The 21933-nt window shown below is 71.3% G+C and carries 18 protein-coding genes; 7 read left to right on the plus strand and 11 right to left on the minus strand.

The features are described from left to right. Positions 1-7: 7 nt before the first annotated feature. A complete protein-coding gene (locus ABD908_RS11700; RefSeq protein WP_344995491.1) occupies positions 8-1243 on the minus strand; it encodes an aminotransferase family protein in 1236 nt (411 codons plus the stop codon). Between ABD908_RS11700 and hrpA the strand changes: the two genes are divergently transcribed. Then, entirely contained in the window at positions 1242-5237 is a 3996-nt protein-coding gene (gene hrpA, locus ABD908_RS11705; RefSeq protein WP_425584372.1) for an ATP-dependent RNA helicase HrpA, read from the plus strand. The two genes, ABD908_RS11700 and hrpA, sit on opposite strands and share 2 nt — an antisense overlap. Positions 5238-5270: 33 nt before the next feature. Here the strand turns inward: hrpA and nrdR are convergent, their stop codons facing one another. Together nrdR and ABD908_RS11715 are read right to left on the minus strand one after the other, a co-directional pair. Beyond that, positions 5271-5738, minus strand: a complete 468-nt coding sequence (gene nrdR / locus ABD908_RS11710; protein WP_344995494.1) for a transcriptional regulator NrdR — start codon at positions 5736-5738, stop codon at positions 5271-5273. Positions 5739-5995: 257 nt separating this feature from the next. Next, on the minus strand, positions 5996-6286 hold the full coding sequence (locus ABD908_RS11715; protein ID WP_344995497.1) for a LysM peptidoglycan-binding domain-containing protein: 291 nt from the start codon (positions 6284-6286) through the stop codon (positions 5996-5998). Between the two features lie 696 nt (positions 6287-6982). On the opposite strand from ABD908_RS11715, the gene lexA reads away from it, so the two are divergent. Beyond that, the gene (lexA, locus tag ABD908_RS11720) at positions 6983-7723 is read left to right on the plus strand and encodes a transcriptional repressor LexA (protein WP_344995500.1); all 741 of its coding nucleotides are present in this window, start codon (positions 6983-6985) and stop codon (positions 7721-7723) included. Here lexA and ABD908_RS11725 read toward each other — a convergent pair. Then, positions 7707-8636, minus strand: coding sequence for a DMT family transporter (locus ABD908_RS11725; protein ID WP_344995503.1), 930 nt, complete (start codon positions 8634-8636; stop codon positions 7707-7709). The two genes, lexA and ABD908_RS11725, sit on opposite strands and share 17 nt — an antisense overlap. Before the next feature lie 120 nt (positions 8637-8756). Here ABD908_RS11725 and ABD908_RS11730 point away from each other — a divergent pair, with 120 nt between their 5' ends. Beyond that, on the plus strand, positions 8757-9593 hold the full coding sequence (locus tag ABD908_RS11730; RefSeq protein ID WP_344995506.1) for a LysR family transcriptional regulator: 837 nt from the start codon (positions 8757-8759) through the stop codon (positions 9591-9593). 31 nt (positions 9594-9624) lie between these two features. On the opposite strand, the gene hflX is transcribed toward ABD908_RS11730, so the two are convergent. From hflX to ABD908_RS11750, 4 genes are all read right to left on the minus strand, one after another. Further along, a complete protein-coding gene (gene hflX / locus ABD908_RS11735; RefSeq protein WP_344995509.1) occupies positions 9625-11091 on the minus strand; it encodes a GTPase HflX in 1467 nt (488 codons plus the stop codon). 71 nt (positions 11092-11162) lie between these two features. Then, complete coding sequence (dapF, locus tag ABD908_RS11740) at positions 11163-12080, minus strand: diaminopimelate epimerase (protein ID WP_344995512.1); 918 nt, start codon at positions 12078-12080, stop codon at positions 11163-11165. Between the two features lie 10 nt (positions 12081-12090). Then, positions 12091-13026: a tRNA (adenosine(37)-N6)-dimethylallyltransferase MiaA gene (miaA, locus tag ABD908_RS11745; RefSeq protein ID WP_344995515.1), complete on the minus strand. Its 936-nt coding sequence runs from the start codon at positions 13024-13026 to the stop codon at positions 12091-12093. Next, complete coding sequence (locus ABD908_RS11750; protein ID WP_344995518.1) at positions 13023-13715, minus strand: hypothetical protein; 693 nt, start codon at positions 13713-13715, stop codon at positions 13023-13025. Before ABD908_RS11750 ends, miaA begins: the two co-directional genes overlap by 4 nt. A gap of 338 nt (positions 13716-14053) precedes the next feature. Between ABD908_RS11750 and ABD908_RS11755 the strand changes: the two genes are divergently transcribed. Then, complete coding sequence (locus ABD908_RS11755) at positions 14054-15421, plus strand: DUF349 domain-containing protein (protein ID WP_344995583.1); 1368 nt, start codon at positions 14054-14056, stop codon at positions 15419-15421. 19 nt (positions 15422-15440) lie between these two features. Here ABD908_RS11755 and ABD908_RS11760 read toward each other — a convergent pair whose 3' ends face one another. Next, positions 15441-16085 (minus strand): Rv2732c family membrane protein, encoded by a 645-nt coding sequence (locus tag ABD908_RS11760; protein ID WP_344995521.1) that lies wholly within the window; start codon positions 16083-16085, stop codon positions 15441-15443. Between the two features lie 43 nt (positions 16086-16128). Beyond that, complete coding sequence (miaB, locus tag ABD908_RS11765; RefSeq protein WP_344995586.1) at positions 16129-17694, minus strand: tRNA (N6-isopentenyl adenosine(37)-C2)-methylthiotransferase MiaB; 1566 nt, start codon at positions 17692-17694, stop codon at positions 16129-16131. 193 nt (positions 17695-17887) lie between these two features. Here miaB and ABD908_RS11770 point away from each other — a divergent pair, with 193 nt between their 5' ends. Both ABD908_RS11770 and ABD908_RS11775 read left to right on the plus strand, forming a co-directional pair. After that, positions 17888-18616, plus strand: a complete 729-nt coding sequence (locus ABD908_RS11770; protein WP_344995588.1) for an amino acid ABC transporter ATP-binding protein — start codon at positions 17888-17890, stop codon at positions 18614-18616. Between the two features lie 3 nt (positions 18617-18619). Beyond that, a complete protein-coding gene (locus ABD908_RS11775) occupies positions 18620-19612 on the plus strand; it encodes a glutamate ABC transporter substrate-binding protein (RefSeq protein WP_344995524.1) in 993 nt (330 codons plus the stop codon). Between the two features lie 15 nt (positions 19613-19627). Here ABD908_RS11775 and ABD908_RS11780 read toward each other — a convergent pair whose 3' ends face one another. Beyond that, a complete protein-coding gene (locus ABD908_RS11780; RefSeq protein WP_344995526.1) occupies positions 19628-20572 on the minus strand; it encodes an MlaE family ABC transporter permease in 945 nt (314 codons plus the stop codon). A gap of 131 nt (positions 20573-20703) precedes the next feature. On the opposite strand from ABD908_RS11780, the gene ABD908_RS11785 reads away from it, so the two are divergent. Next, positions 20704-21933, plus strand: a complete 1230-nt coding sequence (locus tag ABD908_RS11785; RefSeq protein ID WP_344995529.1) for a PucR family transcriptional regulator — start codon at positions 20704-20706, stop codon at positions 21931-21933.

Raw genomic sequence — 21933 nt, forward strand, 5'->3', positions numbered from 1 at the left:
AGGCGCGCTACGCGTCCAGCGCGCGCCGGGTGGCCGTGGCGATCTCGGAGATCTGCTCGTCGGTGGTGACGAACGCCGGTGAGTACTGCAGCGTGCCCAAGCCCGCCGCGCGGCCCGAGACCCCCTGCGCGCGCAGCTTCTTCACCATCGCCGCCGCCTCGGCCGGATCGTTCAGCTGTACGCCGGCCACCGCACCGACTCCGGCCCGGACCTCCTTGACCTTGGGGTGGTCGGCAAGCGGCCGCAGCTCGCGGGCGAGGGTGTCCTGCACACGCAGCGCGGCCTCGAGCAGGTTCTCGCGCTCGTAGATGTCGAGCACCGCCATCGCGGCGGCCGCCGCCGCGGCATGGCCGCCATACGTGTAGCCGTGGCGGAACCAGGCACCACCCGCGAAGAACGGCTCGGCCACGCGCGGAGCGACGAAGACGGCGCCCATCGGGACGTAACCGCTGGTGAGCCCCTTGGCGGTGGTCATCAGGTCGGGCTCGAGCTCGAACCGGCTGGAGGCGAACCACGCACCACCGATGCGGCCGAAGCCGGTGACCACCTCGTCGGCCACGAACAGGATGTCATGCTCGCGGCAGATCTCACGCACCTCGCGCAGGTACCCCTCGGGCGCCGGCATGATCCCGCCCGCCCCGATCACCGGCTCGGCGACGAACGCCGCGATCTGCCCGGCGCCGACCCGCTCGATCAGCCCCAGCAGCTCCTTGGCGTCGTCCCAGGCGACCGTCGCGGTGTCGTCGAACAGCACCCCGCCGTAACCGTCCGCGTTGGCGGGGATACCGCCGAGGCTCGTCCCGCCCACGTGCATTCCGTGGTACGCGTTGGTGCGCCCCACGATGAGTTTCTTCTCCGGCTTGCCGACCTCGACCCAGTACCGCCGGGCCAGCTTGATGGCGGTGTCGACGGAGTCCGACCCGCCGGAGGTGAAGAACACCTTGCTGTCCGGCACGGGCGCGAGGTCACGCAGCCGGTCGGCGAGGGCGACGGTGATGTCGGTCGCCATGTCGCCGAAGCCGCTGACGTGCGCGACCTTGAGCAGCTGGTCGCGCACCGCGTTCGTCACCTCGGCGCGGCCGTGGCCCACGTTGGTGAACCATAGACCCGCGGTCGCATCCAGGTACCGGTTACCGTCGGTGTCCCAGATGTACGAGTCCTCACCCCGTGCGACGACGAACGCCCCGTCCCGTTCGACCGCACCCATGTCTGCGAAACCGTGCCACAACGCTGAGGAAGTCATGGGAGATAAACTAGAGCAAGTGAGACCGGACCCGACCAGCGCGCCCCCCGCCGCGCAGACCGTAACACCCACGAAACGGGAGCTGTTGCGCGAGCTGGGCACCCGCGAAGCGCCGGCGGTCACGATCCGCGATCACGCCCGGCTGTCCGCCCGGCTCAGGCGCGCCGATGCCAAGCAACTCCCCCGGCTCGCCGACGAGATCCGCAGCGCGCAGGCCCGCCTCGCGGCGCGGGCCGCGGCGATCCCGACGATCGACTACCCGGAGGAGCTGCCGGTCAGCGCCCGGCGGGATGAGATCAAGAAGGCGATCGCGGAGAACCAGGTGGTGATCCTGGCGGGTGAGACGGGGTCCGGCAAGACGACGCAGCTGCCCAAGATCTGCCTCGAGCTCGGCCGCGGTGTGCGCGGCATGATCGGCCATACGCAGCCTCGCCGTCTCGCAGCGCGCAGCGTCGCAGAGCGGATCGCCGAGGAGACGCGGACGGAGCTGGGCGACACCGTCGGCTACGCGGTCCGGTTCACCGACCGGGTGGGGCCCACCACCGCGGTGAAGCTGATGACGGACGGCATCCTCCTGCGTGAGCTCACCCGCGATCGGCTGCTGCGCGACTACGACACCCTGATCATCGACGAGGCGCACGAACGCAGCCTCAACATCGATTTCATTCTGGGTTATCTGCGGCAGATCCTGCCGCGCCGGCCCGACCTCAAGGTGATCGTGACCTCGGCGACGATCGAACCCGAGCGCTTCGCCGTGCACTTCGCCGCGCCGGACGGGACACCCGCCCCCGTGATCGAGGTGAGTGGCCGGACGTACCCCGTCGAGGTCCGGTACCGGCCGCTCGACGAGTACGCGGGTCCCGGTGACGACGATGACACGGCTCGCGAGCCGCGCGACCAGGTGACCGCGATCTGCGACGCGGTGGACGAGCTGGCTCGGGAGGCCCCCGGCGATGTGCTGGTGTTCCTGTCCGGCGAGCGCGAGATCCGCGACACCGCCGACGCGCTGTCCGCCCGCCTGCGGCCCGACGTGGAGATCCTCCCCCTGTATGCCCGTCTCTCCGCCGCTGAGCAGCACCGCGTGTTCACGCCGCACGCGGGGCGCCGGATCGTGCTGTCCACCAACGTCGCCGAGACCTCGTTGACGGTGCCGGGCATCAAATATGTGGTCGATCCCGGGACGGCGCGCATCTCCCGGTACTCCGTACGGACCAAGGTGCAGCGCCTGCCGATCGAGCCGATCTCGCAGGCGTCGGCGCGGCAGCGCTCCGGCCGTTGCGGGCGCACCTCAGACGGCATCGCGATCCGGCTCTACGCCGAGGACGACTTCGAGGCACGTCCCGCGTTCACCGACCCGGAGATCCTGCGCACCAATCTGGCGTCGGTGATCCTGTCGATGACGTCGCTCGGCCTGGGCGACGTAGCGGCGTTCCCGTTCGTGCAGCCGCCCGACCCACGGGCGGTGCGTGACGGTGTCGCGCTGCTCGAGGAGCTCGGGGCCCTCGCAGACGCCGACGCCGCGCACCGTTCGCTGACCCCCATCGGGCGCCAGCTGGCCGACCTGCCCGTGGACCCGCGGCTCGCGCGCATGCTGGTCGCCGCCCGCGAGGCAGGGTGCCTGCCGGAGGTGCTGGTCATCGTCGCCGGGCTGTCGATCCAGGACGTGCGAGAGCGGCCCAGCGAGTATCGCCAGGCCGCCGACGAGAAGCACGCCCGGTTCGCGGACCCCGCATCGGACTTCCTCGCGTACGTGAATCTGTGGCGCTACCTCCGCGAGCGTCGGAACGAGCTCAGCTCCAGCGCGTTCCGACGCACGTGCCAGCGGGAGTTCCTGCATTACGTGCGCATCCGGGAGTGGCAGGACCTGCAGGGACAGCTGCGCCAGATCTGCCGGGATCTCGGGTGGACGGTGCCGGAGCTGCCCGAGCCCGATGCCGGCGCCCGCCTGGACGACATCCATCAGGCGCTGCTCGCCGGGCTGCTGTCGCACATCGGTCTGCGCGAGGGCGAGTCCCGCGAGTTCCTCGGGGCGCGGGGCGCGAAGTTCCTGGTGTTCCCCGGTTCGGCGCTGTATCGCAAGCCGCCGCGATTCGTGATGGCGGCCGAGCTGGTGGAGACGTCGCGGCTGTTCGCGCGGACGGTGGGACGCATCGAGCCGGAGTGGGCCGAGAAGATCGCGGGCCCGCTCGCGAAGCACCACTACTCGCAGCCGCACTGGTCGACCAAGCGGGAGGCGGTCCTCGCGCAGGAGCGCGTCACGCTGTACGGCGTCCCACTGATCGCCGATCGAACGGTGAACTACGGGTCGATCGACCCCGTGCTCTCGCGCGACCTGTTCCTGCGGCACGCATTGGTCCAGGGCGAATGGCGCACGCGCCACGCGTTCTTCGCACGCAACCGGGCGCTGCTCGAGGACGCCGAGTACCTCGAGGACAAGGCGCGGCGGCGCGACATCGTGGTCGACGAGGACGCGCTGTACGACTTCTACGAGCGGCGCGTGCCCGACGACATCGTGTCGGCGGCGCACTTCGACCGCTGGTGGAAGAAGGCGGGCCGCGCGGACCCGGCGCTGCTGGACTTCACCGAGGAGACCGTCCTCACCGACAACGCCGACGACGTGACCGCGGAGGCGTACCCGACGGCGTGGTTGCAGGGGCGCATCGAGGTCCCGCTGAAGTACCGGTTCGAGCCGGGGGCCGCGGACGACGGGGTCACCGCCGAGATCCCGGTCCGCGACCTCGCGTCGGTGCGGGCGGACGGGTTCGACTGGCTGGTACCCGCGATGCGCGACGAGCTCGCCACCGGACTGATCAAGACGCTGCCCAAGCAACTGCGGCGCGAGGTGGTACCGGCGCCCGACTTCGCTGCCGCCGCGATGGCACGACTCGCGGCGCGCAGCGAGCCGCTGGCCGACGGTCTCGCGCGCGAGCTGACACAGCTGTCCGGGACAGTGATTCGGCCGGGGGACTTCCGGCCCGCCGAGCTCCCCGAGCACCTGCGGGTCACGTTCCGGGTGGTGGACGAGAGGGGCAAGGTCCTCGCCGAGGGCAAGGACCTCGACGCACTCAAGCGCAGGCTGGGCCGGGAGGTCCAGAAGGATCTGTCACGGCGGACGTCGAGATTCGAACGGCCACCCGCCACCACGTGGACCGCCGAGACCCTCGGCGACGTCCCGCGCCGGGTGGAGACACAGGTCGACGGGCGGACGGTCGAGGGGTTCGGCGCGCTGTACGCCACCGCCGACGGTGCCGGCGTGCGCATCGTGGCCACCGAGGCCGCGCAGCGCGCGTCGACCGCTGCCGGGCTGGACCGGCTGCTCGAGGTCGCTCTGCCCGCCGCCCCGAAATCGGCACTCCGCACACTCGGGCCCAAGCAGCGGATCGCCCTGTCGCAGGGCCCGTACCGGACGCCCGAGGAGCTCCTCGCCGACTGCCGCCGACGCGCGATCACCGACCTACGTGCCACCGCGCCACTCGCGTGGACGCCCGCCGAGTTCACCGAGCTCGCCGCGACCGTCCGCGCGCGACTAGGCGAGACGCAGCTCGAGTACCTCACGTGCGCGGCTGACGCGATCGCCGCGGCCACCGACGCGCGGGGCCGCATCGCCTCGATCAAGAACGGCGCACCCGCCCGCGACGCTGCCGACGATGTCGCCGAACAGCTCGACAGCCTGCTACTGCCGGGGTTCGTCGCCGCCACCGCGGGGACACACCTGCGGCGGATGCCGAGGTACGCACGCGGGGCCGACCTGCGCCTCGCCGCACTCCCGGGGTCGCTCGATCGCGACGACCGCGGCCTCGTCGTACTCGACCGGATCTACGCAGCGCTCGGGGCCCGCCTCGACGCCCTACCCGAGAGCCGCCGCGACGCCCTGCACGAGCACGTGCACTGGCTGATCGAGGAGCTGCGCATCAGCCTGTTCGCCCAGTCGCTCGGCACCGCCGGATCGGTGTCGGAGAAACGCATCCTGGCGGTGATCGCCGAGGCCGCCTGAGTGTGGCCCCGCACCGCCTCGAACTGCCCCTCGTCAGGCTCGGGTGGCGCGGTTCGCGCGATCGCGCTGAAGCGCCTGGATAGCCGCCTCGAAGTCCTCGATCGTGGTGAAGTCCTGGTAGACCGACGCGAACCGCAGATACGCGACCTCGTCGAGGTCCCGCAGCGGACCGAGAATCGCGAGCCCCACCTCGTGGGACGGGACCTCCGCTGCGCCGCTCGACCGCACCGCGTCCTCCACCTGCTGCGCGAGGCGCTGCAACGCCGCCTCCGAGACGTCGCGTCCCTGGCACGCACGGCGTACGCCCTTCATCACCTTCTCGCGGCTGAACGGCTCGGTGACGCCGTTACGTTTCACCACTGCCAGGACCGCGCTCTCGACCGTCGTGAACCGGCGCCCGCAGTTCGCACACGAACGGCGGCGGCGGATCCCCTGACCGTCGTCGAACACGCGGGAATCGACCACACGGGTGTCCTCGTTCCTGCAAAACGGACAATGCATGCGCTCACCCTCACCGTCGGCCTCGGGCCGCCGCCGGTGCGGCACCACGGCGGTGGCACGGCGCGGGCCGAGTGTCGGGCTCGAGGATACTCGCCCCGGAAACGGTAGGACCGTCGAGCAATCCGCGTGCGCGGTACCGACGACGAGCTGTAGACGACGCTCCCCGACCGGGCGCACGCCTGCCGCGACCCGGCCTCCGAACCATCCCATGCCTCGTGCCTCCGTCATCTCTGTTCTCCCGTCTGCTCGGATCGGACCTAGTACCGCGGGACGACGAGCGTCTGGCCGGCGATGACGTGACCGTCGGCGATACCGTTGATCTCGGCGATCTCCTGCGCGACGGCCGACGCCGGGTGCCCGCCGGCCACAGCGCGGGCGACGTCGGGGAGCGTCTCGCCCGCGCGCACCGTCACGAGCGACGTCTGGTCACGGATCGCGGGGTCCGCTGCGGCGACCTGCCCCCGCGCCACCGTCTCGCCCGCACCGGCCAGGCCCGCGAGACCCACCAGTCCGAGCGCGAGCAGCAGTGCCGCAACGCCGACCGTCACGCACACCCGCACCGAAGGCTGCCCGCGGCGCGCACATCCGCCCGCCCGCGATACCCGCCGCCGCTGCCGTGCGCGCCGCTCAGCCGAGCGTGCCAGCCGTTCGACTCGAACTCCGCGCTCGGCTCGCCAACCCGCGATCGCGGCATCCCGATCGCACCGGTCAGGCGTTCGACCTGTCTCGACGGACAGCTGTTTCGCACCGGTGGACGAAGACACGGTGCCGACAGCTTCCCCACGACGGGACTGCTCTGCCCGCGCTTGCGCCAGGCGCGGGGACATCGCCCGGCTCCGTGCGGGGGCACGGCGCGGATCCCTCAGCGGAAGATCATTGATGTGCTCCTGAACTGCAGCGATGCCGGTGCGATCGATGGTGGTGGTCATGCTCGTCCTCCTGCCGGATGGGTGGTTCCTTGCGGTCATGCAGTCGTTCTACCCGCACCCACCGACAAGTTTCGGTGGACCGCTCGACCGCTACCGCGAACCCGGATGCGATCTCGCCCCGATGTTCGAAGGAATGTCTGTTCGATATCTACCACAGGTCGAGGGTTTCCGGAAGACACGCGCGGAAATTTCTCGAACAGATGTTTGTCACGGTCCGGATGTTCGGCTACAGTGAGATCGACAGCACAGGGGTGTGAGACCGCGAGAAGGTGGCCCTCAAGCCCAGGACATGCGACCCAAGAGGAGGGGAATCCCATGCAGGACGGGGAGGACGACGTGAGCGAGATCGAGACCCCGAAGCAGCGGTATCGAGGCGGCCGCCGCGCGGTCGACGCCGACGGACCGGTGTCCGAGGACCACCTGACCCGCCGGCAGAAGCAGGTGCTCACCGTGATCCGCAAGTCGGTCCGCGAGCGCGGCTACCCGCCGAGCATCCGCGAGATCGGTGATGCCGTCGGTCTCACGTCGACGTCGTCCGTCGCGCACCAGCTGCGCACGCTCGAGCGGCTCGGCTTCCTGCAGCGCGATGCCAACCGTCCGCGGGCGGTGAACGTCCACGGCGCCGAGGAACGCACCGCCAAGGTGATCCAGAAGGTGATGGAGGACGACACCCGGATGCCGGAGCCGGCATTCGTGCCCGTGCTCGGCCGGATCGCCGCGGGGGGGCCCATTCTCGCCGAAGAGGCGGTCGAGGAGATCTTCCCGTTGCCGCGCGAGCTCGTCGGCGAGGGGTCGCTGTTCCTGCTCAGGGTGGTCGGCGAGTCGATGGTCGACGCCGCGATCTGCGACGGCGACTGGGTCGTCGTACGCCAGCAGTCGGTGGCGGACAACGGCGACATCGTGGCCGCCATGCTCGACGGCGAGGCCACGGTGAAGACCTTCCGGCGCACGGGGCGGGACGTGTGGCTGATGCCGCACAACCCGGCGTTCGATCCGATCCACGGCAACGATGCGGTGATCCTCGGCAAGATCGTGGCGGTCATGCGCCGGATCTGACCGGGCCTTGTCCGGTGGCCCGTAGCGCGGCGCGTCGGATCACCCGCCGTGCGCCGTGGCCGCCCACCCCCGAGGTGACCACGCACGCCGCGGCGCCGAGCACAAGCCCGACGACGGCGCCGAGGCTGGGGCGGGTACCGAACATGGCGTACGTCATGAGCGCGGTCACCGACGGAATCACCGCGAAGACCGACGCCGCCGCGACCGCTCCCGCCTGGGCGATCGCGCGGACGTAGAGGGTGGTCGCGACCAGCGAGCTGAGCACGACCATCGCGGCGAGGACCTCGACGGCGCGGACAGGGTGCGGCACCGCCAGGCCGGTCGCGATCGCAGCAATCCCGGCCGGTAGCGCGGAGGACATGAGGCCGACAGCGTTGAGGGTGATCGGGTCCGCCCCACGGCAGAACCGCTGCTGGTAGAGGCCGCCGGAGACCAGGCCGGCGAGCCCGAGCAGCGTGAAGCCGATACCGGCGCCGGCATGAGTGAGGTGGCCGACCGCCGACCAGCAGGCCGCCACGACGGCGGCGAGACCGAGGGCAGCTGCGACCACCTTACGGCCGGTCAGCTTCTCCGCCAACGTGATCCGCGCAGCGAGGGTGGTGACTACCGGGTTCACGGCGATCACGAGCGCCGCGACGGCCGGGGGGACTCCCGCGGTGAGTCCGAGGTACAGCCCCATGAACTGGCCGGCCTGGCCCAGCAGGCCGGCGACCACGGCATGCCGGAGCGCCGCTCCGCACGGCCACCGCCGCCCCGTCGCCCGCACCACGACGGCCATCGCGATGCCGGACAGGCCGAATCGTAGGAACACCAGCAGCATCGGGCTCATCGCGGCGACCCCTAATGCGCCGAGCGGGTAGCCGAATGCCCACAGCAGGATGAGCGGGACTGCGACGACAGGTGAAAGTCTCATGCCCCGATCGTGTCGCCCGATCCCGCTGTCGTCCAACGACGATCTGCGATCACGATCAATCGCGGATATCAATCGATCGAATCGGTACATCGGTCGCTCCGATGGGTGATACTGGTGGCTGTGAGCGATCCCGTGCTCGATATCCTCCCCCTGCGCAGCGTCGTGGCTGTGGCCCGCTGCGGCGGCGTGCACCGCGCCGCGGCGACTCTGCACCTGACCCAGTCCACGGTGAGCGCGCACCTGCGCCGGATCGAGAAGGAGACCGGAGCGGCGGTCGTGGCCAAGGCGGGGCGCGGTATCCGGTTCACCGAGCACGGCGAGCGCCTGCTCGCCGCTGCGGAGCGGATCCTGGCCGCACACGACGAGGCCGTGAGCACGCTTGTTGCACCGTCACGCAAGACGCTCGTCGTGGCCACCATCGAGCACGGTGCCGACCACCTGATCCCAGTGCTCAGCAACCTGCTCAGCGAACTGCCCGGCGGCTACAGCGCGCAGTTCCGCCTGGACCGCAGCGCGTACGTCGCCGACGCGATCGGCGCGGGGGCGGCGGACGTGGCGGTGTTCCTCGCACCCGCCGGGCATCCGGATGCGGTGGGGACGCTACCGCTGTGCTGGTACGCCGCAAAGGATTTCGTCGCCGGTGCCGGCCCGTTGCCCATCATCGTCTTCGACGCGCCGTGCGTGCTCCGCGCGCCCGCCACGGGCGCGGCGCACGCTCTGCCCGGCGGTGCCACTGTGGTCGCCGAGGCGGCCAACCTCGCAGGACTGTACGCGGCCACACGGTCGGGCCTAGGCGTGACGCTGCTGCCCGAGATCGACGCCGTCGACGGGATACGCCCCATGGACGGACTTCCGGCACCCGCACCACTGGCGCTGGCCGTGTCGTTCTCGGAGCGGGTGCCCGAGCGGGTCCGGCGCGCCGTCCGCCGGGACGTGGCAGCCCTCGCCGAGCCCTGACGCCGGCACCTCTACCCACGGCGCAGCTTCGTCAGACGGCGAACGGCTCCAGCGCACCGGCTACAGCACTGGGGACCCGCGCGGTGACTCGCGTGCCGTCGGGCTCGTGCTCGGTGGACACCACGGCCCCCGCGGCGTGCAGCCGCGCGAGTACGTCGCCGCGGTCGTAGGGCACGCGGATCACCACGTCCACGTCGTCGGCGGTCAGCAACTCGGTCATGCGCGCACGCAGCGCGTCGATGCCGTCACCCGTCTGGGCCGAGACGAACACCGCGTCGGGCAGAGCGTGCCGCAGCTGGGTGAGCACTGTCGGGTCGGCGGCATCGATCTTGTTGATCACGAGCAGCTCGCGAGGCAGGGCGTGGTCCTGCTCACCGGCGACGTCGCGGAGCACCTCGCGGACCGCGGCGATCTGCTGCTCGGGCATCGGGTCGGAGCCGTCCACCACATGCAGCAGCAGGTCGGCGTCCACGACCTCCTCGAGCGTCGACCGGAACGCCTCGACCAGCTGCGTGGGCAGGTGCCGCACGAAGCCGACGGTGTCGGTGAACACCACGTCGCGGCCGTCGTCGAGGCGCGCCTGGCGGGTGGTGGGGTCGAGGGTCGCGAACAGCGCGTTCTGGACCAGCACCCCGGCGTCCGTGAGCGCGTTGAGCAGGCTCGACTTGCCGGCGTTGGTGTATCCGGCGATGGCGACGGCGGGCACCCGGTTGCGGCGCCGCTGGCCGCGCTTGGTCTCGCGCGCCTGCTTCATGCCGCGGATCTCCTTGCGCAGCTTGGCCATCCGCTCACGGATCCGGCGTCGGTCGGTCTCGATCTTGGTCTCGCCGGGCCCGCGCAGGCCCACGCCGCCGTTGCTGCCAGCGCGGCCGCCGGCCTGCCGCGACAGCGCCTCGCCCCAACCACGCAGCCGGGGCAGCATGTACTCCATCTGCGCCAGGGTGACCTGCGCCTTACCCTCCCGCGACGTGGCGTGTTGGGCGAAGATGTCGAGGATCAACGCGGTTCGATCGATCACTTTGACCCGCACGACCTTCTCCAGGGCGTTCAGCTGCGCCGGCGTCAACTCGCCATCGCAGATCACGGTGTCTGCGCCCGTCGCGAGCACGACCTCGCGCAGCTCGTGTGCCTTACCCGAACCGATGTAGGTGGACGGGTCGGGCCGGTCGCGGCGCTGGATCAGGCCGTCCAGGACGATCGACCCGGCGGTCTCCGCGAGCGCGGCGAGCTCTGCCAGCGAGGAGTCCGCCTGCGCCGCGGATCCCTCGGTCCAGACGCCGACCAGCACGACCTGTTCGAGGCGCAGCTGCCGGTACTCGACCTCCGTGACGTCGTCGAGTTCGGTGGACAGGCCGCCTACACGGCGCAGCGAGGACCTCTCTTCGAGCTGCAGCTCGCCGATGGTCGGCGCGGACTCCGCGGGCTCCCAGCCCAGCGGGTCGATGCGGTGTACAGCAGGTACGGAGTCCGCCGTTGCGGCGGTGTGTGCTTCAGTCATTCTGACGACCAGTGTGGCACGACCCGGCGCCGCAGGTCATCTCGATTTCCCCGGCGGGCACCGAACCGGCGTCATGCCTGGTGGCGCACCAGACCTGCGGCGCGGATGGTGCCTGCCGCGACCAAGCGGCTGGGCCCGCGCAGCGCGGCACCGTCCGGCCCGACGGTGACGGTGACCTCGCCACCCGGCACGCACACCTCGACGACCCCCTCGGCCCGCCCGGCCGCCCGCAGCGCCGCGACGGCAGCGGCGACGGTCCCGGTGCCGCACGACCGCGTCTCCCCTGATCCCCGCTCGTGCACCCGCATCCGGACGGACCCACCGAATCGATGCCCGGTCGCCCTGTTCGCGCCGGTGAGCTCGGTGAGGATCTCGACGTTGGTCCCCGCAGGGAACATCGCGGTGTCGAACGACGGCGGAGCGGCCACGTCGAGGTCCGCCAGCTCCTGCTCGGTGAGTCCCGGGACCACGCACGCGAGGTGCGGATTGCCCACGTCGACGGCGATGCCCGCGAACTCCCGGCCGCCGACGGTGGCGGTGGACTCACCGAACACCCGCGCGCGTCCCATGTCGACCTCGACGTCGGCAGCGGCGGTGTCGGCCGCGTGTACCACCACCCGTCGTCCCCCGGCGCGCGAGCCCACCGTGAACTCGCGGTAGGGCTGCAGCCCCGACGTGACGAGGTAGTGCGCGAACACCCGGACGCCGTTGCCACACATCTCGGCGATCGACCCGTCGGCGTTCCGGTAGTCCATGAACCAGTCCTCGGGCCCCACCCCCGCGGGCGCCGCAGCCAGCACACCGGCGTCGACGAGCTCGGCCGTCCGGGCGACGCGCAGGACCCCGTCGGCGCCGATGCCCGCACGCCGGTCGCACAGGGCCGCGACGAGGGTCCCGGTCAGGTCGATGTCCACCCCGGTGTCGGGCAGGATCACGAAGTCGTTCTCGGTGCCGTGTCCCTTGACGAAGTCCGTCGGTTCGCCGCTCATCCGGCCGAGTCTAGCGATCCACGTACGCAGCCAGCGCCGCAGCGGCGACGTCGGGCCGAGCCGCGTCGAGCCACACGACCCGGTGGTCGCGGCGGAACCACGAGCGCTGCCGCCGCACGTACCGGCGGGTGCCCACGAAGGTCGACTCGCGGGCCTCGTCGAGTGTGCAGCGGCCGTCGAGCAGGTCGAGGATCTGGGCGTAGCCGATGGCGCGGGACGCGGTCACCCCCTCGCGCAGTCCGCGGCCGACCAACCCCGTCACCTCCTCGACGAGGCCCGCCGCGAACATCAGATCGGTGCGACGCGCGATCCGCTCGTCGAGTTCGCCGGTGTCCCGGTCGAGCGCGACGACCGCTGTGTCCCAGCGGGGCGCCCCGATCCGGGGCGCCGATGCGGCGAACGGTTCGCCGGTCAGCGTGACCACCTCGAGTGCGCGGACGATGCGCCGCCCGTCGGCGGGTCCGATGGCCGCCGCCGCAGCCGGATCGACCGCCGCCAGCTCGACGTGCAGCGCCGCCGGACCGATCTCGGCAAGTCGGGCCTCGAAACGCCCACGGACCTGCGGATCCGTGGCGGGGAACCGCCAATCGTCGAGCAGAGCCTGGTAGTACATCATCGACCCGCCGACGATGACCGGCGTACGCCCGGCGGCCCGCAGGCGCTCCACATCGGCGCGGGCCCGCGCCTGGTACCCGGCGACGGTGGCGGTCTCCGTGACGTCGAGGACATCTATCTGGTGGTGCGGGATGCCGCGGCGCTCGGCGACCGGCAGCTTGGCCGTGCCGATGTCCATGCCGCGGTACATCTGCATCGCGTCGATGTTGACGATCTCGCCGCCGAGGGCGGCCGCCAGGTCGAGGGCCAGGTCGGACTTTCCGGTCGCGGTGGGCCCGACGACCGCGATGGGACGCGGCCCGGGGGCGGGAACAGCGAACGAGCCGGTCACGGGGCCTCAGCCGTGGCGACCAGGTACCCGACGCCGAACGGCGCGCCCCGGTAGAGCTCGGTCACCGCGCGGCCGCGACACGCCTCGGCCGCGGCGTCCCACGTGGGCAGGACGCTCCCGACCGGTCCCAGACCGTCGACGACGGAGGCCACCAGGGCGTCGAACACCGCGACGTCCTCGGGCCGATGACCGCCCGGCGCGCGGGGCGTCAGCGTAATGGGCCCGTCGAGGACGAAGACGACGCCGTCCGGGCCCCCGCCGCGACCCACCAACTGCGGTGCCCGCTCCGGCGTGGCGACAGCGCCGCGCAGCCACGCCGCGACCAGCAGCGGCGTGGGCCAGCCGGGCGTCGCGGTGGCCGGATCCGACGGTGCCGGACCCGCGAGCGCCACGGGCACGGGCGCTCCGAACCCCGCGAACGTCCCGACCGTGCCCGGCGCAGCACCGGCGACGTCGTCCGTGCTCGCCGGCTCATCCGTGCCGGGCCGATCTCCACCCCCGTCCGCGACGACCACCCAGCGCAGCGCGCGGGCGGCCAACCAGCGGGCGGCGTCGACCGCTGCGGCCCGCACGGCGTCGGCATCCGGGTCGCCCGGCACGCCTGCCAGCTCGGGGACCAGCAGCGGGGACCCCGGCACCACGATCACCGGCAGGTGCGCAGCGGCGGGGCCGGCGGAATGGTCGTCCACGATCGAAGAACACTAATCGATCGCCCCCGGCTCGCCCACAGAGTGCGCTACCACCCGGCTCCAGGATCGGGGTCCGGATCGCCACCGCGCAGCGCGAAGAGTGCTTCAATGGGAACGACCAGTGCCCGCCTCCTGCGGGACGCATCAGGCAGCCGTGACGCGCGGCGCGAACGAGGGAGCCCTACGTGACCGATCCCAACCAGTCGGCGGAGACCGCCGACCACACTCCCCCGCCAGCCCCGACCCAGGCATCCTCGCCGCCCGACACCGCCGCCCCGTCCGGCGCCGCCGCCCCGGCTGACACCGCGACGCCCGCGCCCCCGTCGGCCAACGGTTCGGTGCCGCCGACCCGGCCGTTCGCCCGGCCTGTGCCGAAGCCGCACGCCGGACCCAAACCGCACCCCGGACCCAAGCCCCACCCTGGACCCAGGCCCCATCCCGGCGCCAAGCCCGCCGCCGCGCACCCCGTGCACCCGATGTCGGCACCGTCGGACCCGACGAAGTTCGGACGCGTCGACGACGACGGCACCGTGTACGTGATCACCTCGGCCGGCGAACGCGCCGTCGGGTCGTGGCAGGCCGGTGAGTCCGCCGAGGGCCTTGCGCATTACGGCCGTAAGTACGACGAGCTGGCCACCGAGGTCGAGGTGCTCGAGGAGCGCCTCGCGACCGGCGCCGGCGACCCCAAGAAGACCCGGGCCGCCGCGCAGCTCATCGCCGACGCACTGCCGACGGCCGCGGTGGTGGGCGACCTCGACACACTGGCCGCGCGTGTCGGCGCCCTGCTCACCGGCGCCGACACGGCTATCGTCACCGCGTCCGCCGACCGCGAGCAGCGCCGCGCCGAGGCCCTCGCCCACAAGGAGGCCCTCGCCGCCGAGGCCGAGCAGATCGCCGCCGAGTCCATCCAGTGGAAGGCCGCGGGTGATCGCATGCGCGCGCTACTCGAGGAGTGGAAGACCGTCAAAGGCCTCGACCGCAAGACCGACGACGCGCTGTGGAAGCGCTACTCGAAGGCCCGGGAGGCGTTCAACAAGCGCCGCGGCGCGCACTTCGCCGAGCTGGACCGCGAGCGGGCCGGGGCCAAGTCGCGCAAGGAGGAGCTGATCGCCGAGGCAGAGGCGATCAAGAACGAGACGACGTGGGGCGAGACGTCGGCCAAGTTCCGCGACCTGCTGGTCCAGTGGAAGGCGGCAGGGCGCGCCCCGCGGGACACCGACGACGCCCTGTGGGCACGGTTCAAGGCTGTGCAGGACGAGTTCTTCGCCGCCCGCAACGCCGCCGCCGGTGAGCGCGACGCCGAGTTCTCCGAGAACGGCCGCCGCAAGCAGGCGCTACTCGACGAGTACGGCCCGCGGATCGACCCGGCGGCCAACCTCGGCGCGGCGAAGGCGGCCCTGCGGGAACTGCAGGACAGGTGGGAGCAGGTGGGCAAGGTCCCGCGCGAGCAGATGGCGGCGCTCGAGGCCGGGATCCGCGCCCTGGAGAAGAAGGTCAAGTCCGCCGACGACAGCCAGTGGCGGCGCTCGGACCCGGAGGCCACGGCACGCGCCGCGCAGTTCCGTGCCCGCGTCGCCCAGTTCGAGGAGCAGGCGGAGAAGGCCGAGAGCGCCGGCCGCACCAAGGACGCCGTGCGGCTGCGCGAACAGGCGCAGCAGTGGCGGGAGTGGGCCGACGCCGCGGAGACGGCGATCGAGGACCGGTAAGGGCCGGGGGCGGCCGAGGTCAGCCGCGCGGCCGGGTGTGGTCCGGATCGGTGAAGCGGCGGAACGCGTCGTCACCGAACTCGCGGGCGGTCTCCCGGCGCTCGGCCTCGACCGCCTTTTGGAAAGCCGTCCGAACCCACACCAGCCTGACCCACAGCACGGTGAGCACGATCAGGGCGATCCAGCCCAGGATCAGGCCCACGCCCGCGCCCGACGGTGGCTCGCCGTGCAGACCCGGCGTCTGCCGCGACCACACGGACAGCAGCCCGAACACGCTGCCCACCGCGCTCCCCGCCGCGGCCAGCAGTGCGACCACCCAGCGGCGGGTGAGAACGGCCGCGCCCGAGGCGATCACCCCGAACAGCAGCGACATCCACACGAACACCTTCGAGGTGATCACGATCGACAGCATCGACCCTGGGCCGTGGCCCGTGAGGATCTGCAGACCCGTCACCTTGCCGGTATGCGGCAGGAACAGGGCGCCTCCGACGACGATGATGCACGCCGCCACCGCGATCAGGCGTGGCCCCGGCTCGATCTGGGCCGCGAGGCGGCGCTCGGTGTCGTCGACCTCGCGACGCAGGTCGTCGAGGTCGGCCTGCGTGCGCGGCCCCTCCGGCTCGATCGGCTGGCCCGCGTGGCTCGGGTTGTGGTCGGTGCTCATAGTGCTGATTCTCCTCTGTTCACGCAGCCCTGCTCCCCCGGGATCACGCACACCCGGTCGGACAGCCGGATGGCCCCACCGGCACCGTCGGACGCCCGACGGACGGCAGGCCCAGGCCGACGCCGATCCGGTCGTCGCCGGCCGGACCGGTGACGGGCGTGATCTCGGCGGCGTAGTTGTCGCCCGCCCGGGTACGACGGTGTGTGAGCACGCCACCGTCGGCCACGAGGTGGTGCGGCGCGGCGGCGGTGACCACCGTGGTGACGATGTCGCCCGGCCGCACACTGGACGCGGAGGCGAAGTGCACCAGCCGGCCGTCGCGGGCCCGGCCCGACATGCGACCGGTCTCGCCGTCCTTGCGCCCCTCGCCGGCGGCGACGAGCAACTCCACGGTCTGGCCGACCTGCTTGCGGTTCTCTGCCAGGGTGATCCGCTCCTGCAGCGCGATGAGGCGGTCGTACCGCTCCTGGACGACGGCCTTGGGAAGCTGGTCGGGCAGGTCCGCGGCCGGCGTTCCGGGGCGGATCGAGTACTGGAAGGTGAAGGCGCTGGAGAACCGGGCGCGCTCGACGACGTCGAGGGTGGCCTGGAAGTCCTCCTCCGTCTCACCTGGGAACCCGACGATGATGTCGGTGGTGATCGCGGCGTGCGGGATGCGATCCCGCACCCGGTCGAGGATCGCGAGGAACTTCGCACTGCGGTAGCTGCGCCGCATCACCTTGAGCACCCGGTCGGACCCGGACTGCAGCGGCATGTGCAACTGCGGGCACACGACGGGCGTCTCGGCCATCGCGTCGATCACGTCGTCGGTGAACTCGGCGGGGTGCGGGCTGGTGAACCGCACGCGTTCGAGGCCGTCGACGGTGCCGCACGCGCGCAGGAGAGCGCTGAACGCGCTGCGGTCACGCGGCATGTCGGGGTCGGCGAAGTTGACGCCGTACGCGTTGACGTTCTGCCCGAGCAGGGTGACCTCGAGGACCCCCTGGTCGGCGAGTGCCGCCACCTCGGCGAGGACGTCGCCGGGCCGGCGGTCGACCTCCTTGCCGCGGAGCGACGGGACGATGCAGAACGTGCACGTGTTGTTGCAGCCCACCGAGATCGACACCCAGCCGGAGTAGGCGCTCTCGCGCCGCGCGGGCAGCGTCGAGGGAAAGGACTCGAGGGCCTCCCGGATCTCGACCTCGGCGCGCCGGTTGTGCCGCGCCCGGTCGAGCAGGGCGGGCAGCGAGCCGATGTTGTGGGTGCCGAACACGACGTCGACCCAGGGCGCCTTGTCGACGACGACGCCGCGGTCCTTCTGCGCGAGGCAGCCGCCCACCGCGATCTGCATACCGGGCCGGGCACGCTTGACGGGCGCCAGATGGCTCAAGTTCCCGTACAGCTTGTTGTCGGCGTTCTCGCGGACGGCGCAGGTGTTGAAGACGACGAGGTCGGCCTGCTCGCCACCGTCGGCGCGCACGTATCCGGCATCCTCGAGCAGCCCCGACAGCCGCTCGGAGTCGTGGACGTTCATCTGGCACCCGTAGGTGCGGACCTCATAGGTGCGAGTCGCGATCGGGCCCGAGGTCACCGTCGCCGTGTCGCTCCGGTCCGCGTCGATGGCTTCCATGGGTTTCACCAGTCCAGGGTACGGGGGCGATGCAAATCAGCTCCCGCGTCGACCGGGACGCTTCGCAAAGCGATGTTTACCCGTCTATTACCCGACCGTTCCGCCGGTCACCCTGTGCTATGGCGCCCGGTTACCTACGCTGAGGTGCATGACCACTCCCAGCGCTTGTGGATGCGCCGGCGACGCGGCTCCGATGATCGAGATCCGCGGCGTGCAGAAGCACTTCGGGGACCTGCACGTGCTCAAGGACATCGATCTGGTCGTGCCCCGCGGTCAGGTGGTGGTGATCCTGGGGCCGTCGGGCTCGGGCAAGTCGACGCTGTGCCGCACGATCAACCGGCTGGAGCCGATCGACTCGGGCGAGATCCGCATCGACGGGAAGGTGCTACCGGACGAGGGCCGACCGCTCGCCGCGCTGCGGGCCGACGTCGGCATGGTGTTCCAGTCGTTCAACCTCTTCCCCCACCGGACGATCATCGAGAACGTCACGCTCGCGCCGATGAAGGTGCGCAAGGCGTCGGCGGACGACGCCCGCAAGCGGGGCATGGAGCTGTTGCGTCGGGTGGGGGTCGACAGCCAGGCGGAGAAGAGCCCGGCGCAGCTGTCCGGCGGCCAGCAGCAGCGCGTCGCGATCGCGCGGGCGCTGGCGATGGATCCGAAGGTGATGCTGTTCGACGAACCCACGTCCGCCCTCGACCCCGAGATGGTGGGCGAGGTGCTCGACGTGATGGTCGGTCTCGCGAGGGAGGGTATGACCATGGTCGTGGTCACCCACGAGATGGGCTTCGCCCGCAGGGCGGCCGATCGGATCGTGTTCATGGCCGACGGCGGGGTGGTCGAGGACACCGACCCCGAGTCGTTCTTCACCGCACCGAAGTCTCGCCGCGCCAAGGACTTCCTCGGCAAGATCCTGAGCCACTAGCGGATGGCCGTGATCTGTCCTGCGCAACCGCCCGGGCCGCGCTGCCGGGTGGCCGGGGCACTCGCCGTCACCGTCGGACTCCTCGCCGCGCTGCTCACCACGTGCGGCACCACCGACCCACGCGATCTGCTGAAGGACATCGAGGGCGGGCGCGTCATCCTGGGGACCAAGTACGACCAGCCCGGCCTGGGCATGCGGAACCCGGACAGGTCGATGTCCGGTTTCGACGTGGACGTCGCCACCTATGTGGTCGACCGGATCGCCGATGAGCACGGTTGGCGCCACCCCCGGATCACCTGGCGGGAGACGCCGTCGGCGCAGCGCGAGACCCTGATCGGCAACGGGGAGGTCGACATCATCGCCGCGACCTACTCGATCGACGCCGCCCGGGCGAAGCGGGTCGCCTTCGCGGGCCCGTACCTGGTGCTCCGCCAGGGCCTGCTGGTCCGCGCCGACGACACGACGCTCCGCTCGCTCACCGACCTCGGCAAGGGTAGGACGCTCTGCTCGGTGTCCGGCTCGACGTCCGCGCAGAACGTCAAGGCGCAGCTGCCGGGCGTGCAGTTGCAGGAGTTCGACTCCTACAGCGCGTGCGTCACGGCGCTGCACCAGAAGGAGGTCGACGCGGTGACCACGGACGAGACGATCCTGGCGGGGTTCGCGCAGCTGTATGCCGGCGAGTTCCGGACGGTGGACATGTCTTACCCCAAGGACGCGTGCGTCGGCGGTCGCCTCCAGAAGGCGGGCTCGCCGTTCGCGACCGAGCGGTACGGCATCGGCCTGGCGAAGGGCGACACCGCGGCCAAGGACGCCGTCGACGCCGCGCTCACGGATATGATCTCGTCCGGCGCGTGGCAGCGGGCGCTGCGGGCGTCGCTCGGGGACGGCGAGGTCGACCGTCTCCTCACGCGCGCCGGCGGCTTCGACCGATTCAGGCCCGCGATCGGCGACCTGTCGTTCCTCGACTCCACCCCGCCCGCGTGCAGAGGAGCCTGACCGACCCGGGGCACGTCAACCCAACTGCATCGGCCAGAACACCGTCACCAGCTGGGCGCCGACCAGGTTCACCACGAAGATCAGCACGAACGACAGCACGACGGTGGCGTTCACCGCGTCCGCGACACCACGCGAGCCGCCCTTGGCCTCGAGGCCTCGCTGACAGCCGATCACGGCGATGATCGTGCCGAACACCACCGCTTTGCCCAGGGAGAGCCACACATCGAGTGGCCGGGTGAACGCGCCGAAGGTCAACCAGAACGAGCCCGGCGTCACGCCCTGCGCACCCGCCGCGACCATGTAGGCCGATACGACGGCGACCACGGTGATGAGGATGTTGAGCATCGGAGCCACGATCCACGCGGCCAGCAGGCGCGGGACGACCAGCCGGTTCAGGGGATTGATGCCCATGACGCGCATGGCATCGGTCTCCTCGCGGATGGTCCGCGCGCCGAGGTCGGCCGCGATCGCGGATGCTGCCGCGCCACCGAGCAGCAGCCCGGTGGCGATCGGTGACGCCTGGGCGATGATGCTCAGGCCGGACGCCGCACCCGCCAGCCCCTGCGCCCCCAGCTGATCCAGGATGTTGCCGACCTGGATGGCCATCACGATGCCGAACGGGATCGCGATCATGATGCCGGGAAGCGTGGTGACGCTGATCATGAACCAGATCTGATACACCGTCTCCTTCCACTGGAGCCGCAGCTTCAGCACGTCCTCCACCAGGGCGACGAGGGACATGATCAGCATGCGCAGGGCCCGCCCCGACGTCCGGAGCGAGTCGACAACGGACGCCGAGAAATTCGCTCGGAAGATGCCGAACGCCGAGGGGCGGGACGTCGGCACCGGAGGTGGCGTGACCTTCGGTGGCGACGTGATCTTCGGGGGTGGCGTGACCTTCGGAGATGCCGTCGGGGCCGTCGGAGATGCCGTGAAAGCGGGCGGAGGTGCATCCGCCATGCGCGGCTCCTTCACTGGTCGGTCGATTCGGAACACCGCCAGCATCGGATATGCTGCCCCTCACTTTCTTGGGCGAGCACGACAAGCCCCACATCACCATCTGTTCCGACGGACAAGCTCGGAGGTAGACCATGGACGCGGCTGCGCGATGGCTCGCAGACTTCAGCTGTACTGCTGCGACGGACGGCGGCGTCGAGGGACTCGCGGACCTGGTCGACGGCGAGATCCTCGCTGCTGTACCTGAATTCGCAGCAGATGAATCGCTGCGCCGGGACCTTCACGCGTGCACGCGCGGCCACTGGCGGGAGTTCATCGTGCAGCTCGAGCGCGAGCACTTCGAGCCCCGGATGCCCGTCGAGGCGACCGATCTGGCGCGCACGATGATCATGCGGGGATATGACATGGGCGTGCTGCTGGCGGGCTACCGCGCCGGGCAGCGCGCGGTGTGGGGCTACATCACCGCTGTCGTCGAGCGTCGCATCGAGGATCCCGACGTCCGCACCCTCGTCCTAGTGCGGTTCTGGGAGCGCACGTCGCGGTGGCTCGACCATTCGGTCGAGCAGATCATCGCCACGTACGATACGGAGCGCCTCGAGTTCGATCGGATCACGGCGGCGCGGCGCGGCGCCAAGGTACGTGCCATCGTCGGCGGAGAACCCGTCGACCTCGACGCCGCGTCCAGCGAGCTGGGCTATCGCCTGCGCGGAGCGCACACGGCGTACGTGATCTGGGCGGACGACGAGATCCCCGACGCCGCAGTCGAGCGCGAGCTCGAGCGGTCGGCTGCAACCGTCGCCGAAACCACCGGGGCGCGTGGACGACTCACCGTGGAGAGCGGCACCCGCAGCATCTGGATGTGGGCCGCGGCATCCCACGCGGTCGACTCGGAGGCCGGGGCCATTCGCCCGCACGTCCACCTCGCTGTCGGCGGAACATATTCCGGCGGTGAGGGTTTCGTGCGTTCCCACCGGGAGGCGCTGGCGGCACAGGCACTCTCGGGTGCGACCGGACACGCCCGCCCCATCGTCGGCTATCGCGACGTCGAGATCAGCTGCATCGCTACCGGCCTCGCCGGCCCGTGGGCCGTCTCCGACATGGTCTCCCGCGAGCTCGGCGAACTGTCCGGGGCCGACGAGGGCGCGACCCGGATCCGCGGGACCCTCCTGCGGTACCTGGCGAACCAGTGCAATGCCGCGCGCACCGCCGCGCAGATGAACGTGCACCCCAACACCGTTCGCTACCGGATACGCCAGGCCGAGCAGAGCCTGGGGCATCCGATCGACACCCGACGCGTGTACGTGGAGCTGTCACTCCTGGTACTGGACACGTTCGGCACGGTCGAGGCGATCCCCGCAGGCTGA

It is taken from the genome of Tsukamurella soli (genome assembly GCF_039541155.1).
Classification (GTDB): domain Bacteria; phylum Actinomycetota; class Actinomycetes; order Mycobacteriales; family Mycobacteriaceae; genus Tsukamurella; species Tsukamurella soli.